Raw genomic sequence first — 13,943 nt, 5'->3', positions numbered from 1 at the left:
GCCGTGGCGGGCCGGCGAGGTTCGGCCGGACAATGACCCCGTGACGAGTGAGCCACCCCGTTCCGAGCCGCCGCCTGCCGCGTCGCTCCCCGCCCTGCCGTCGCCCAGCGCGTCGGTTCCCGCCCAGCCGTCGCCACCGGAGACCGCGCCCGTGCCGGAGACCCCGTCCGTGCCGGAGCAGCTGCCGCCCCCGGAGACGTCGCCGCCCCCAGAGACCATGCCGGAACCGCCACCGTTGCCCGAGCCTCCAGCCCCACCGGCTGCCGTCGATCCGTCGCACCCGGCACCGGCGACCTCGAACTCGGCGTCGTCAACGCCCGATCCGGAACCGGGAAAGTCGGAACGGCCGGCCTCGGCCAGCGGCGGTTCATCGCACCCGACCAAGGTCCGGATCGACACCCCCGGCGCCAGCGTCGAGATCGAGGCCAACGAGTCGCTGGCCGAGGTCGTGGCGACCGCGATGCGGCTGTTCCACGAGGCCGGTGGCTGGCCACAGGTGGACAGCCGGTCCGCCGGATTCGCCCAGGCCGAGCGCCGGGAGACCTACCCGGTGCAGCCCAGCTCGATGCCGTACGGGCCCGGGTCATATCCCGTGCAGTTGCCGTAGCCGACGGGCCCGGATGATGCGCCGGCGTGGTTCGATCCAGCCGAGGAAGCGGGCGTACATCCGGGCCAGGTCCGGTCCCGGCTCCGGGTTGAGGCGTCGAAGGTCCTCGACCGCATCTTGGAGCAGGGTGGCGAGGTGGACGCGCAGCGCGAGCGGGTCGGCGTAGTAGTCGATCGGCAGCAGGCTGCGGGCGGTCAGGCACGGCCATTCCGCGCCACACGCCCGGCAGAGCCAGATCGGCCGCTGCGCCACATGGGCCCGCCCGGCACCCGGGGCGGTCATCGGGGTTGTGCGGTGGGTGGGCGGAAGTGGCCCGGGTTCGGCGGGGATTTCGCCTTGCGGCAACCCCGGCGTCCGCCGCAACGGCAGTAGCGCCACAACCGGCGCCAGTCCCGCCGATGTTCTTTCGGGGTACGTCGTAGCCATTTCACGATCCGGACTCCCTCCGAATTGGAAGCGGGGGCGTACGGGCGGAAGGGCGATTTCCGGTACGGCCCCCGCGCGGTTCCGCCCGTCCTTGATCGGTATGGATCCGAACGGTTCCGCTGCTGACACTCTGCTATGGACACCACTACGATCGATAGCTGGAATCGACAGCCGTAGCCTTCTGAGAGCCTGCCTGTTTAGCCTGGTAGAAGCGCTGTGGCGTGGGCTGGACGAGTTGGGGGAAGGGTGTGGGGAGCGTGGGGACCTCGGCGGCGGAGTTTCTGCTCGACGAACTACGGCACGTACGGCTGAGCGCGAAACTGAACCAGGACGACTTCGGGAAACTGATCAACTTTTCGGGCTCACACGTGAGCGCGGTGGAACTTGGCAACCGGTCCCCGAAGGAGGACTATCTCGCCGCGATCGACAAGCGCTTCAACACCGGCGGCATCTTCGTCCGGCTGCTCAAAAAGGTGATCAAGTCCGACACTGCGCCACCGTGGCTCACGGAATGGGTTGCGAACGAGCAGCGGGCAATCTTCCTGCGCTGGTTCGAGCTGGCTTTCGTGCCCGGTCTACTTCAGACCGAGGCGTACGGCCGGGCAATCATCAGCAGCGATGGTCGGCTGACGGACGAGGCGATCGAGGCCCGGGTCCTGGCTCGTGCGGAACGACAAAAGCGCCTGTCGAGTGACGATTCGCCGCAGCTCATGGTTGTGCTGGACGAGGCTGTGCTGCATCGGGCTGTCGGGGGAGCTGCGGTGATGCGGGAGCAACTCTTCCACCTGGCAGGGCTCAACGAGGAACGTTGCCGGACACGGATCCACATCGTTCCATCGAGCGTCGGTGCGTACGCTGGCCTTACCGGGCCGTTCATCATCGCGACGCTGCCGGAGCGTGAAGAGGTCCTGTACCTCGAAGACCGGCTCCGGGGTCAGGTGGTAGCACGACCAGACGATGTGGCCGAGGTACGGGAGCACTGGGAAGACATCCTCGCCGAGGCCCTTACCCTGCCGCAGTCGACCGAGTTGATAGCGAAGGTGGCCAAGACATGGATCTGAGCGACGCGCGCTGGCGCAAGAGCATCCGAAGCAGTTCGCAGGGCGCGTGTGTGGAGGTGGCGCTCGACCTGCCTGGTGTGGTGGGGGTGCGGGACAGCAAGGAGCCGTCCGGCCCGGTGCTGGTCTTCGCCCCGGGGGCGTGGCGGGCGTTCGTGGCCCAGAACAGTCGGTGCCGACCGAGTTGATAGCGAAGGTGGCCAAGACATGGATTTGACTGGCGCCGGCTGGCGCAAGAGCAGCCGTAGCGGATCCAACCAGGCCGCGTGTGTGGAGGTGGCGCTCGACCTGCCTGGGTTGGTGGGGGTGCGGGACAGTAAGGATCCGTCCGGCCCGGTGCTCGTTTTCGCTCCGGGGGCGTGGCGGGCCTTCGTGGGCCGGGAAATTCGGTGTTGACAGGTTTGTAGCGGAGGTGGCCAAGAGATGGATCTGACTGGTGCCTGCTGGCGCAAGAGCGTTCGCAGCAACGCCCAGGGGGCGTGTGTGGAGGTGGTACTCAACGTGCCTGGTGTGGTGGGGGTGCGGGACAGCAAGGATCCGTCCGGTCCGGTGCTGGTCTTCGCTCCGGGGGCGTGGCGGGCGTTCGTCAGCCGGGAAAGTCCGTGTACCACGGGTAGGTGAAGGCGGTGCTGCCACCGAACCGGTCGACCATCGCCCAGAGCTGTTCCTCACCGTCCGAGGTGTGCCGTTCGAGGGCGCGCATGCCGTCGTTCTCGGCCCAGCACAGATCCTCGGCGAGGTAGAGGGGATCCCACTCGCGCACCTGCCAGTAGAGCGTGAGGTCGCGGTTGCGCCAGCCGGGTCCGGTGTCGTTGCTGGCGGGTCCGGCCACGGACACCCAGGCGCGCCAGGTCGGCTGTACGGCCGGGCGGGGCGCGACGAGCAGCGTTCCGCGCCGAAGGGCGGCGATCAACTCTGGCCGTTGCACTGCGAACTCCTCGTGGCGGGGAGCTAGGCCGGACGCTGCGCCACCGACCGGAACGTCTCCCGGGGCCGGAGCAGGAACACCTTCGGAGCCACCCGTTCCATGGCGCCGTCGCGCCCGACGACCAGACCGGCGGCGAAGTCGACCAGTGGCATCGCGTCCGCGTCCGTCAGGCCCGTCAGGTCCATCACCACTGCGAAACCGTGGCAGAAGTAGTGGCCGACGTGGGTCACATCGTCGTAGCTCCGTGGATGCAGCGTCTTGACCATCGCATCAGTCTCCTCCATCCAGGGGCAAACTCCAGGGCCGCGCGGCGCGACAATCCTTGGCATGGGCTACACCCACTACTTCTCGTACGCACCGGAAAGCGCGCCGTTCCGTCAGGCCTGGCCCCGGATGCGGACGGACGCGGCGCTGATCCTCGACCAGGTGGAGGCGGCCGGCGTACGGCTCTGCCGGGACCCGTTCGAGGGGACGCTGCCGCCCGAGTACGAGGTGATCGCCGTCAACGGCAGCGTGGACGACGAGGAGTACTGCGAGCCGCTGGTGTTGGCGCCGCGCTGGCCGGGCAACCGACAGTTGACCAGCGACGGTCGGGTGGTCGGGTTCTGCAAGACCGGTCGGCACCCGTACGATCTCGCGGTGACCGCGATCCTGCTCCGCTGCCACCGGCTGCTTCCGGACGGCTTCGCGATCCACAGCGACGGGGCCTGGGACACCGAGTGGCGTCGGGGGAACCGGATGCCGACCCGGGATCCGAGCGCCAGAGGCATCGTCGCCGAGCTGTTCGGCGACGATGCCTCCGACAGTCCGTTCGACCGGGACCGGGTCTTCGGCACCGGCTGACGCGGCGGGCGGAGGAAGGGCCCGATGTCGTCGACGAGCAGTTCGGGCGCTTCCAGGACGGCGAAGGTGCCCGTTCCGGCGCCGACGTACACCGGTTATAGCGTGATGGTGTGGGCAACCCCTTGCAGATGCTGTCGTTGGAGGACCTCCGCCGCCGTACGAGTGAGAAGTGGCGGCGGTACCCGCCGGACGTCCTTCCGGCCTGGGTCGCCGAGATGGACGTACCGCTCGCCGAGCCGGTCGCCGAGGCGCTGACCGACGCGATCGCGCTCAGCGACACCGGCTACCCGATGGGTACGGACTACGCCGAGGCGCTCGCCGAGTTCGCCGCCACGCGTTGGGGCTGGACGCCGAACACCGAGCACACCGCGCTTGTGCCGGACGTGATGCTGGGCATCGTCGAGGTGCTGAAGCTGGTCACCGGGTACGGCGACGCGGTGGTGATCAACCCACCGGTGTACGCGCCGTTCTTCGACTTCATCGCCGGAATGGACCGACGGGTCGTCGAGGCGCCGCTGAGTGCGGAGCACCGGCTGGACCCGGAGGCGCTGGACCGGGCGTTCACCGAAGCCGTCGCCGGCGGTCGACGGGCGGCCTTCCTGCTGTGCAGCCCGCACAACCCGACCGGCACCGTGCACACCGCCGACGAACTCGCGATGGTGACCGAGCTGGCCGACCGGCACGGCGTACGCGTGGTGGTGGACGAGATCCACGCCCCGCTGGTCCATCCCGGGGCGACGTTCCTGCCGTACCTCTCGTTGCCCGGCAGTGAACGCGGCTTCGCGCTGCTCTCCGCGTCGAAGGCGTGGAACCTGGCCGGGGTGAAGGCCGCGGTGGCGGTCGCCGGCCCGGAGGCCGCGGCTGACCTGGCCCGGATGCCGACGGTGGCCGGCGACGGGGCGAGCCACCTCGGCGTGATCGCGCACGTGGCCGCGCTCCGGTACGGCACGCCGTGGCTCGACGCCCTGCTGGCCGGCCTGGACCACAACCGTCGACTGCTGGGCACCCTGCTCGCCGATCAACTGCCGCAGATCCGGTACCGGATTCCGGACGGCACCTATCTGGCCTGGCTGGACTGCCGGGAGTTGGAGCTGACCGACGACCGGACCGACGATCGGCGCGCGGATCCGGCCGAGGTGTTCCTGCAACGTGGGCGGGTCGCCGTGGTGCCGGGAGCGGTCTTCGGCACCGGCGGGACCGGACACGTCCGGTTCAACTTCGGCACCTCCGAGGAACTGGTCACCGAGGCCGTACGCCGGATGGCCGTCGCACTGCGCTGAGCCGACCGCCGTCGCTCAGAAGTCCCGCCACCTGTCGAACCAGTTCTCGGCCTGGTCGGCGGGTACGCCGGCCCTCCGGGCCAGGTCGGCGAAGGCGTCACCGGCCTGTTCCCGGTCGACGGTGTCGATGAATTCGTATTTCTCGTCGATCCGGTTCAGCGCGTCGATCAAGGTCTTCAGGATCTGCTTAACCGTTTCGGACCGGCCCGGGGCGTCGGCGGGCAGTCGGTCGACGGCGCGCAGCGCGGCGGCGTACGCCTTGCAGGCGGCGGCCCCGCCGCGCGGGTCGTCGTCGACCCAGTCGCGGAACGGGTTGCCGATGTTGGCGGCCAGCCATGTGTCGGACTTCGCGCCGCGCACGGTGAGGCTGACTTCGGTGTTCCGGTAGCGGGCCTTGAGCGGGGCCACGACCGAGCGGGGAAGCCCGTCGACCTCCAGGCGGCGCAGCCCCGGCAGGTCGGGCAGAGTCGCCGCGTCGTAGCCGTACCCGTCGTCGAGCTGGAGACTGTGCAACCGGTGCAGCGATGTCAACGCGTCCGGCTCGACGAGCCGGCCCGGCGGCTTCTGCCACCCGATGCTGAGCGTTTCGAGTGCGCTGAGCATCGCAAGGGGCGCCGCAAGGATCTCCCCGTCGCCGCGCAGCACGAGGCGTCGTACCCCACGCAGTCCGTCCGGCATCGGGACCGGCACCGGCGGAACCTCGACGGTGAGGTTGAGCCAGTGACCCTGCTCGGCCGCCAGCACGCTGCCCGGGAGGTCGCCGATCAGGGTGAGACCGAGCAGGCCGGGTGGCAGCCGTACGGCTCGGAGATCGGAGCCGGACAACGTCAGGTCCGTCAGCCCGGAGTCGCCGAGGTCCACCTCGGGCGGCGCGTTCCGCCAGCTCAGACAGGAGAACATCGGTCGGGTCGCGAGGAAATCGGACAGGCCCCGGTCCGGTCCCGACCAGACGAGGGTGGTGCACCGGGGCAGCGCGTCCAGCCCGGCCCACCGGACCTCGCCCGATGCCGGCACCAGGGGCGACCTGGTCAGGTCGAGCCGCCCGACGGCCGCACCCAGCTCCGCCGGCTGCCCGCCGAGGTCCACCCGAACCGGGCCACGGCTGGCCCCCGCCCGGTACGCCGCCTTCGTCGCCGCCGGCAGTCGCGCCCAGCGTCGCTGCAGTACGACCTGGTTCGGCAGGTACGACCATCCGGTGTACCCGTTCGACGTCGGCGGCACCTCGGGGCGCAGCGGTTGAGCGCCCAGCCAGGCGAAGTCGGGCGGCACGGGGTGGTGCGCGAACACGCCGACGCCGTCCGGCCGCCCGTTGTGCGCGTGGTGGTCGAGACGCATCGGCCCGGCCCCGGCGAGCTGCGCCAACGTGGGAACCTCCGCCGAATACCAGTCCAGCAGGTGCACCAGCACACTGTCCGGCGCGACGCTGACGACCTGGCAGGCGCCGTACCCGCCGAGCGGCAGGGGTATCGCGGCAACGCTGCCGGCCCGGATCTCGGCGGGGTACGTGGTCGGCATGCCGGCATGCTACGGAGCCGGTACGACGCCGCCCGGTGGCAGACTGCTCGGCATGACCGACGGCGCAGCGACCCGGAACGGCGTACGGGTGGCCGAGGGCGGTGCCGGGCAGCCCGTACTGCTGCTGTTGCACGGCATGGGTGCGACCGGTGACGTCTGGCGTGGCTGGTACGACCTGCTCGGCAAGCAGTGGCCGGGGCGGTGGCTGGCGCCGGACCTGCCCGGACACGGCGGCTCGGCACGGCTCGACCGGTACACGTTCGAGTCCTTCGCCGCTGCGATCGCCGGGTTGCTGGATCCCGGCGACCGGGTGGTGGTGCTGGGGCAGTCGCTGGGCGGTGCGGTCGGGCTGGCCCTGGCCGCCATGGTCGGCACGCAGCCCACGGCGGACCCCGGGCTCGGCCGGTCGGTGGAAGCGGATCCCGGGCTCGGCTGGTCGGTGGAGGCCGTCGTCGGGCTCGGCGTGAAGGTCGCCTGGACCCCGGACGAGCTGGCCAGGGCCGACGCGCTGGCCGGCCGGCCGGTGGCCTGGTACGACTCCCGGGCCGAGGCGGCGCAGCGGTACCTGCGGATTTCCGGGCTGACCGGTCTGCTCGACGTCGACGACTCCGAAGTGGACGCCGGGCTGGTGGCGGCAGCGGACGGGCGGTGGCGGCTGGCCATGGATCCCCGGGCCTTCGGCGTCGGGGCACCGGAGATGGCCCGCCTGCTGTCGGCCGCCGAACCGGCTCGGACGGTGCTGGCCAGGGGAGAGCGGGACGCGCTGGTCAGCGACGACGATCTCGCCCGGCTCGGGGTACCGGGGACGACGATGCCCGGACTGGGACACAACGCCCACGTCGAGGACCCGACGTCGGTGGCGCGCCTGCTGGAGCCGTACGTACGGCGTTGATTGCGTGGTTTGGGATTGGTGTCCGAATCTATGCATGATCAGATCGGCGGCTGGGCCGATTGGCGGGAACATCCGGCGGCCGGCCGCGGTTATACCCAGCGTAAGTCCGCAGCAGCCCGCCCCTCGGCCCAGGTCGGGGGTTCGGGACTGTCTGTCGGGTTGGGGCCCGGTTCGGGCCCCGGGTCCGGTGATCCGCCCGTGGTCAGACACGGTCGGGTGGCCGGGTACCCGGGAATGCCGGCCGCCGGCCCACGGTTACATCCCCCGTACGCCTGGAGCACGCACAGTAGTGCTGTTTCGCTCGGGCGCGCAGCGCGAATTCTTCCGCTGTTGCTGTTTTTCCTTTCTGACGAGCCGTTGACGGTGCCGCGCACCCCCCGCGCGTCGCCCGAGATCACGGTCGTCTTACCCCCGGAATGGAAGGCAACCATCATGACTACAGTCAAGCGGTGGCTACCGGCCATCACCGAAACCCCGATTCGTAAGACCGCGCTCGGTATCGCGGGACTCGCCGTCGTCGGCGGTGCGTTCGCCGGACCGGCGTTGAGCATGACGGCCCCGCAGGCGGCGATGACGCCGACCGCCGCGGCGGTCAGTGTCCGGGATGTCGACAAGGGTCAGCCGTCGAAGGTTCTGGACTACCAGTACAAGGCGCAGGAGAACGGCTACTACTGTGCGCCGGCCGCGACCCGGATCGCGCTGTCGACCCAGGGGCACACCCCGGCGCAGGACGACGTGGCCAAGCGGCTGGGTACGACCGAGGCCGGTACGAACTCGGCCGAGGACACCACCCGGGTGCTGAACAGCACCGGTGGTAAGGACTACCGGACCGTGGCGATCCCGGACGAGACCGCCAAGCCGGAGCAGATGGACCGGCTCCAGGTCGACGTGGTGCACGCGATCGACGCCAAGCGTGCGGTGGTGATGAACATCAGGGGCACGGCGGTCGACGAGGCCGGTACGGCGCACTCGTACGAGGGTGGGCACTACCTGACCGTCGTCGGGTACGACGACCACGGCCGCAAGGTCAAGATCGCCGACCCGGCCAACCCGAACCAGAGCGAGTACTGGATGAGCACCATCACGCTCGCCAACTGGGCCGCCGAACGTGGCTACTCCGCATAACCGGTAAGCACGACACGCCACCAGCAGGACACGACAACGAAGGGCCAGCCCCATCCAGGGGCTGGCCCTTTCGTCGTACCCGGGAAGGGTGTGCCCGTGCGATGCTCGACGGCCGGGGCGGGCTGGCGTACCGCCGGGTCTGAAGGAGCGCGGCATGCTGGACGCGGTACAGGTGACGGATCCATGCTGCGAGCACGGTGAGGGACCGGTCTGGGATGCACGGGCCGGTCGGCTGCTCTGGGTGGACATGCTCGCCGGTGACGTACTCGGATTGACGCCCGGCCCGGACCGGGTGGTCCGGCACCACCTCGACACCGTCGCGGCGGTGGTCCGGCCCCGCGCGGCCGGTGGTTACCTGGTCGCGGTCGAGCGCGGGTTTCTCCTCACCGATTCGGAGTTGCGTCCGACGAGCCGCCTTGCCGAACTCTGGTCCGACCCGGGGCGGCGGATGAACGAGGGTGGCTGCGACCCGGCCGGCCGGTTCTACTGCGGGTCGATGGCGTACGACATGCGCCCCGGTGCCGGCGAGCTCTACCGGCTGGACGCCGACCTCGTCCCCCGGCGGGTGCTCGACGACGTCACCATCTCCAACGGGATCGCCTGGTCCCTCGATGGCGGGTCGGTGTACTACGTCGACACGCCGACCCAGCGCGTCGACGTCTTCGACTACGACCCGGACACCGCCGCGCTGACCGGCCGCCGCCCGTTCGCCCGGATCGACCCGGCGGACGGTGCTCCGGACGGCCTGACGCTGGACGCGGAGGGCGGGGTGTGGGTCGCGCTCTGGGGCGGTGGCGAGGTGCGCCGCTACACGCCGACCGGCCGGCTCGACGTCCGGATACCGCTGCCGGTCGGGCAGGTCACCGCCTGCGCCTTCGGCGGGGAGGACCTGCGCGACCTCTACATCACCACCTCCCGGCTGGGCCTGTCCGAGCCGGAGCCCGCCGCCGGGGCGCTGTTCCGGGCCACGCCCGGGGTGGGCGGCGTACCGGTCGTCCCGTTCGCCGGTTGACCGGGGCGGCCAGCCACCATCAGCTGTCGCCCTGTACCGGACTGAACCGGATGATGAGCCGGCTGACCACGGTGGCGTAGCCGATCAGTACGACGCCGAGCAGCGGCACCATCACGGTCGCCTCCGGCACGAGGGCGACGGCGACGATCACCCCGATGGCGATGGGCGCGAAGAGGATCCTCGGCAGCGGTACGGTGCCGAGGGCGAGCCACTGTAGGGCCAGGCCGCCGAGGATCCAGATGCCGAGCGACACCACCAGGAGGAAGCGCAGCATTCCCGGTAGCTCCGGCGTACCGGCGGCCACCTCGCGGACGGTCTGCCCCAGGCACCAGCCGAGCAGCAGCAGAGCGGCACCCAGCACCCCCTGCGTGTTGGCGTAACCGAGCCCGGCGCTGAGCCGGGACTGGGTCAGGCCCATGGTCACGTAGGTGGTGTAGACCCACCAGACCGATGTCGGGATGATGAACGCCGTGATCGCCGTCACGCTGACCGCGACCGACGGCTGGGTCGGCACCGCGCCGATCAGGTCGGACAGGCTCACCCCGAGCAGGATGATCGTGAACTGTCCGATCCGTTCGGGCAGGTGGGACGGGTGGACCGGATGCTGTTTCAGCCAGCGTCGGCCGAGCCAGGGCGTCAGCAGTTCGATGGCCAGTCCGATGAGCCACAGCAGTGGCCTCAGGTTCCCCGATACGGCGAGCGAGGCGGCCCAGACCAGCCATCCGACGCTGAAGCCGCTGAGGTAGACGCCGGTCAGTCGCCGTGCGGTCGGGCTGGTGCCCCGGACCCGGAGGTAGAGGGCCAGCAGCGTCGCGCGGACCACGAGGTAGCCGATCGGCAGAAGCATGGTGTCCGGGGCGTCCCGGACACCGACCGCCATGGCGCCGGCTCCGAGCATGCCGATGAGTACGGAGATCCGGTGGGCGAAGTCGTCGGGGTCGAACCGGGTGTCGTAGAACGCCTGCCCGACCCAGGCCCAGTAGACGATGACGAAGAGTCCGGCGCTGCGGAGGATCTCGCCCGCGTTGGGCACTTCATTGGTGAGCCGGTTCTGTACGGCGGCGAGGGCGAGCACGAACACCAGGTCGAAGAAGAGTTCCAGCCAACTGGCGTGCCGGACCTCGTCACCCGGCAGCGCGGACGGCTCCAGCCCCCAGCGGGTGGTTATCCGGGGCAGCCGGATCACGCCACGTCCCCGTCGTCGCCCGGGCGTACCCGGTCACCCGCGCCGTTCCGCCGCCAGTTCACAGGCGGTAATCATCTCGTGGCGGGGGGCGCGGCGATGTGATTCAACAAATCCGGCGGCCGGTGGTGGCGGAAGTTGGCGGAGCTGTCGCTGTTATGGGGGAAAGTCGAGGCTTTTACCCCTTTAATCCATCAGCCGTTCGGCTAGCTTTCGGCAGGACGATCGGGCTAAGGTGATGTCTGAACGGATTACCACCACCACGAACACCACCACAGCGGACCACTACGACCACCACCACTGAGCGCCACCAGGCGCAGGTCGCTGAGAGGTGCAGGGAGGACCACCATGACCGCACCGACCACCACCCGGGCCACCACCACCGAGTCCGAGGCTCCGGCCACCGTCGCCGTCGAGACCCGCACCCGGTTCCCCGCCAAGTCCGGCGCCCTCGCCGACAGCGCCACCGACCTGCTCCTGGCCATGACCGCACTACCCGCGCAGCACCCCTCCCGACCCGCCCTGCGCGCCAAGGCCATCGAAGCCTGGATCCCCCTGGCCAACCACCTCGCCCACCGCTACAGCGGACGCGGCGAACCCACCGACGACCTCATCCAGACCGCCGCCGTCGGACTCATCAAAGCCATCGACAAATTCGACCCCACCCGCGGCGTCGACTTCGCCGGCTACGCCATCCCGACCATCATCGGCGAACTCAAACGACACTTCCGCGACCGCACCTGGGACATCCGCGTACCCCGCCGACTCCAGGAACTCCGCCTCGCCATCAGCGAAGCCAACAGCAACCTGCTCCAGACCCTCGGCCGCTCCCCGACCGTCACCGACATCGCCCGCCACCTCAACCTCACCGAGGAAGAGGTCCTCGAAGGCCTCGAAGGCGCCCGCGCCTACAACGCCGTCTCCCTGTCCACCCCGACCGGCGACGGCGAACGCGCCACCGAACTCGGCGACATGCTCGGCGGCGAGGACGGCGAATACGAACTCGCCGAACTCCGGGTCGCCCTCGGCCCCGCCCTGGCCACCCTCGACGAGCGCGAGCAGAAGATCCTCACCCTCCGCTTCTACGGCAACCTCACCCAGTCCCAGATCGCCGAGCAGATCGGCGTCTCCCAGATGCACATCAGCCGACTCCTCACCCGCGCCCTCACCAAACTCCGCGGCCAGCTCGGCGACACGTACTGAGAGAGCCAACCGGCAGCTTCCCGGCCGTCGTCCGTCGCCTCGCTCCGAGGCGTACGGACGGCGGCCGGTCCCGTGTGAGCCCGGGTGGTGTGCAGGTGTGACGAGGGCGAACACCGTGACAGTGGGCGTGTCAGGGGCATGACAGGGGGGTGTCAGGCCGGCCGCCGATCGTAGTCGGCATGAGAAGTTCAGCGATTGAAGTTTCCGGGCTACGCAAGGCTTTCGGGAACAAGATCGTGCTCGACGGCATCGATCTGGATGTTCCCGCGGGTACGGTCTTCTCCCTGCTCGGCCCGAACGGGGCGGGCAAGACGACGACGGTGAACGTGCTGACCACGCTGATGAAGGCCGACGGCGGGACGGTACGCGTCGCCGGGCATGACGTCGCGACCGAGGCCAAGGCCGTACGCGCGGCGGTCGGGGTCACCGGTCAGTTCGCGGCGGTGGACGAACTGCTGTCGGGGCAGGAGAACCTGCAGCTGATGGCGGATCTGAAGCGGATGGGTTCCGCCGAGGGTAGGCGGGTCGTCACGGAGCTGCTGGAGCGGTTCGATCTGGTGGAGTCGGCGCAGAAGTCGGCGTCGACGTACTCCGGGGGTATGCGCCGGAAGCTGGACCTGGCGATGACGCTGGTCGGCAAGCCACGGATCATCTTCCTGGACGAGCCGACGACAGGGTTGGATCCGCGCAGCCGCCGCACGATGTGGGAGATCGTCCGCGAGCTGGTGGCCGATGGCGTGACCATCTTCCTCACCACCCAGTACCTCGAGGAAGCCGACCAGCTAGCCGACCGGGTCGCGGTGCTCAACCAGGGCCGCCTGGTTGCCCAGGGCACTCCCGACGACCTCAAGCGCCAGGTCCCCGGCAGCCATGTCCGGCTCCGGTTCACCGACGCCGTCCAACTCGACGCGGCCGCGCGGGTCCTGGCCGGCTCGACCCGGGACGACGAGGCACTGGCCCTGCGGGTTCCCGGCGACGGTGGGACGAAGACCCTGCGGGCCCTGCTGGACCGGCTCGATGAGCACTCGCTCAGTGCCGAGGAGTTCTCCGTGCACACCCCAGACCTCGACGACGTATTCCTCGCCCTGACGGGCCACAGCACGGAGGTGGACGCGAAATGAGCGCCAAGTCCCACTCGATGGTGATGTTGCGTCGCAACTTCAAGCACATCGCCCGGAACCCGACCTCGGTGTTCAACGCGGTCCTGATGCCGATCGTGATCATGTTGATGTTCGTCTACATGTTCGGTGACGCCTTCAACGTCGGTGTCGACTACATCGACTACGCGACGCCGGGACTGATGCTGTTGGCGGTCTGTTACGGGCTGGGGGCCACCGCGACCTCGGTGAACTCGGACATGACGAAGGGCATCATCAACCGGTTCAAGGTCATGGACGTCTCCCGTGGCGCGGTGCTGGCCGGTCACGTCGTCGCCAGTGTGCTGACCAACCTGATCGCCATCGCGGCCCTGATCGGGGTGGCCTTCCTGCTGGGATTCAGCCCGTCGGCGAGTTCCCTCGACTGGCTCGGCGTGGTCGGCGTCGTCGTGCTGCTCGGCTTCGCGACCGGCTGGTTCACGGTCGCCCTGGGGCTGGCGGCGAAGTCTCCGGAGACGGCGGGTCTGGCCTCGGTGCCGCTGGTCATGCTGCCGTTCTTCAGCAGCGCGATCGTACCGGCCGAGAAGATGGGACCCGGCCTGCGGCAGTTCGCGGAGTACCAGCCCTTCACGCCGATCATCGAGACCCTGCGCGGGTTGCTCAACGGCGCACCGTCCTCCACCGCCGCGATCACCGCCATCGCCTGGTGCGTCGGCATCGCCCTCGTCGGGTACCTGTGGGCGGGTTCCACCTTCCAGAAGCGCGCCTGACCTC

General features: G+C 69.8%; 18 protein-coding genes. 13 read left to right on the top strand and 5 right to left on the bottom strand.

All coding sequences use genetic code 11. The annotated features are described in order from the left end of the window. Positions 1–40 precede the first annotated feature (40 nt). Positions 41–607 (top strand): hypothetical protein, encoded by a 567-nt coding sequence (locus H4W31_RS07195; protein ID WP_192765944.1) that lies wholly within the window; start codon positions 41–43, stop codon positions 605–607. Here the strand turns inward: H4W31_RS07195 and H4W31_RS07190 are convergent. After that, positions 584–889 (bottom strand): hypothetical protein, encoded by a 306-nt coding sequence (locus tag H4W31_RS07190; protein WP_192765943.1) that lies wholly within the window; start codon positions 887–889, stop codon positions 584–586. The two genes, H4W31_RS07195 and H4W31_RS07190, sit on opposite strands and share 24 nt — an antisense overlap. 401 nt (positions 890–1,290) lie before the next feature. On the opposite strand from H4W31_RS07190, the gene H4W31_RS07185 reads away from it, so the two are divergent. From H4W31_RS07185 to H4W31_RS07170, 4 genes are read left to right on the top strand one after another with little or no spacing between them, the layout of a single operon-like run. Beyond that, on the top strand, positions 1,291–2,094 hold the full coding sequence (locus H4W31_RS07185; RefSeq protein ID WP_318783062.1) for a helix-turn-helix domain-containing protein: 804 nt from the start codon (positions 1,291–1,293) through the stop codon (positions 2,092–2,094). After that, positions 2,085–2,279, top strand: a complete 195-nt coding sequence (locus H4W31_RS07180; protein ID WP_192765942.1) for a DUF397 domain-containing protein — start codon at positions 2,085–2,087, stop codon at positions 2,277–2,279. Before H4W31_RS07185 ends, H4W31_RS07180 begins: the two co-directional genes overlap by 10 nt. Before the next feature lie 19 nt (positions 2,280–2,298). After that, positions 2,299–2,487, top strand: coding sequence for a DUF397 domain-containing protein (locus tag H4W31_RS07175; RefSeq protein WP_192765941.1), 189 nt, complete (start codon positions 2,299–2,301; stop codon positions 2,485–2,487). A 27-nt stretch (positions 2,488–2,514) separates the two neighbouring features. Further along, positions 2,515–2,712, top strand: coding sequence for a DUF397 domain-containing protein (locus H4W31_RS07170; protein WP_192765940.1), 198 nt, complete (start codon positions 2,515–2,517; stop codon positions 2,710–2,712). Here H4W31_RS07170 and H4W31_RS07165 read toward each other — a convergent pair. Both H4W31_RS07165 and H4W31_RS07160 read right to left on the bottom strand, forming a co-directional pair. After that, positions 2,678–3,019: a hypothetical protein gene (locus H4W31_RS07165; RefSeq protein WP_192765939.1), complete on the bottom strand. Its 342-nt coding sequence runs from the start codon at positions 3,017–3,019 to the stop codon at positions 2,678–2,680. The two genes, H4W31_RS07170 and H4W31_RS07165, sit on opposite strands and share 35 nt — an antisense overlap. A 23-nt stretch (positions 3,020–3,042) precedes the next feature. Then, positions 3,043–3,303 (bottom strand): cell division protein SepF, encoded by a 261-nt coding sequence (locus tag H4W31_RS07160; RefSeq protein ID WP_192765938.1) that lies wholly within the window; start codon positions 3,301–3,303, stop codon positions 3,043–3,045. 43 nt (positions 3,304–3,346) lie between these two features. Here H4W31_RS07160 and H4W31_RS07155 point away from each other — a divergent pair, with 43 nt between their 5' ends. Beyond that, the gene (locus tag H4W31_RS07155; protein WP_192765937.1) at positions 3,347–3,862 is read left to right on the top strand and encodes a hypothetical protein; all 516 of its coding nucleotides are present in this window, start codon (positions 3,347–3,349) and stop codon (positions 3,860–3,862) included. Between the two features lie 128 nt (positions 3,863–3,990). After that, positions 3,991–5,142 carry a MalY/PatB family protein gene (locus H4W31_RS07150; RefSeq protein WP_192771902.1) on the top strand — a complete coding sequence of 384 codons (1,152 nt, stop codon included), beginning with the start codon at positions 3,991–3,993 and terminating at the stop codon, positions 5,140–5,142. A 15-nt stretch (positions 5,143–5,157) separates the two neighbouring features. Here H4W31_RS07150 and H4W31_RS07145 read toward each other — a convergent pair whose 3' ends face one another. Continuing rightward, a complete protein-coding gene (locus tag H4W31_RS07145; protein ID WP_192765936.1) occupies positions 5,158–6,657 on the bottom strand; it encodes a hypothetical protein in 1,500 nt (499 codons plus the stop codon). A 52-nt stretch (positions 6,658–6,709) separates the two neighbouring features. On the opposite strand from H4W31_RS07145, the gene H4W31_RS07140 reads away from it, so the two are divergent. The 3 genes from H4W31_RS07140 to H4W31_RS07130 all read left to right on the top strand — a co-directional run bounded on the left by H4W31_RS07140 (position 6,710) and on the right by H4W31_RS07130 (position 9,686). Beyond that, positions 6,710–7,549 (top strand): alpha/beta fold hydrolase, encoded by an 840-nt coding sequence (locus H4W31_RS07140; RefSeq protein ID WP_192765935.1) that lies wholly within the window; start codon positions 6,710–6,712, stop codon positions 7,547–7,549. A gap of 432 nt (positions 7,550–7,981) precedes the next feature. Continuing rightward, the gene (locus H4W31_RS07135; RefSeq protein ID WP_192765934.1) at positions 7,982–8,674 is read left to right on the top strand and encodes a C39 family peptidase; all 693 of its coding nucleotides are present in this window, start codon (positions 7,982–7,984) and stop codon (positions 8,672–8,674) included. 154 nt (positions 8,675–8,828) lie between these two features. Further along, positions 8,829–9,686, top strand: coding sequence for an SMP-30/gluconolactonase/LRE family protein (locus H4W31_RS07130; RefSeq protein ID WP_192765933.1), 858 nt, complete (start codon positions 8,829–8,831; stop codon positions 9,684–9,686). Between the two features lie 19 nt (positions 9,687–9,705). Here the strand turns inward: H4W31_RS07130 and H4W31_RS07125 are convergent, their stop codons facing one another. Beyond that, on the bottom strand, positions 9,706–10,872 hold the full coding sequence (locus H4W31_RS07125) for a low temperature requirement protein A (protein ID WP_192765932.1): 1,167 nt from the start codon (positions 10,870–10,872) through the stop codon (positions 9,706–9,708). 345 nt (positions 10,873–11,217) lie between these two features. On the opposite strand from H4W31_RS07125, the gene H4W31_RS07120 reads away from it, so the two are divergent. The 3 genes from H4W31_RS07120 to H4W31_RS07110 all read left to right on the top strand — a co-directional run bounded on the left by H4W31_RS07120 (position 11,218) and on the right by H4W31_RS07110 (position 13,939). Further along, entirely contained in the window at positions 11,218–12,072 is an 855-nt protein-coding gene (locus H4W31_RS07120; RefSeq protein ID WP_192765931.1) for a SigB/SigF/SigG family RNA polymerase sigma factor, read from the top strand. 179 nt (positions 12,073–12,251) lie between these two features. Next, complete coding sequence (locus H4W31_RS07115) at positions 12,252–13,193, top strand: ATP-binding cassette domain-containing protein (RefSeq protein WP_192765930.1); 942 nt, start codon at positions 12,252–12,254, stop codon at positions 13,191–13,193. Continuing rightward, on the top strand, positions 13,190–13,939 hold the full coding sequence (locus H4W31_RS07110) for an ABC transporter permease (protein WP_192765929.1): 750 nt from the start codon (positions 13,190–13,192) through the stop codon (positions 13,937–13,939). The genes H4W31_RS07115 and H4W31_RS07110 overlap by 4 nt, the downstream gene beginning before the upstream one ends. Positions 13,940–13,943 lie beyond the last annotated feature (4 nt).

Origin of the sequence: Plantactinospora soyae, from assembly GCF_014874095.1 — a bacterium.
GTDB classification, from domain to species: Bacteria; Actinomycetota; Actinomycetes; order Mycobacteriales; family Micromonosporaceae; genus Plantactinospora; species Plantactinospora soyae.
This window is presented reverse-complemented; position numbering and strand designations above follow the sequence as displayed.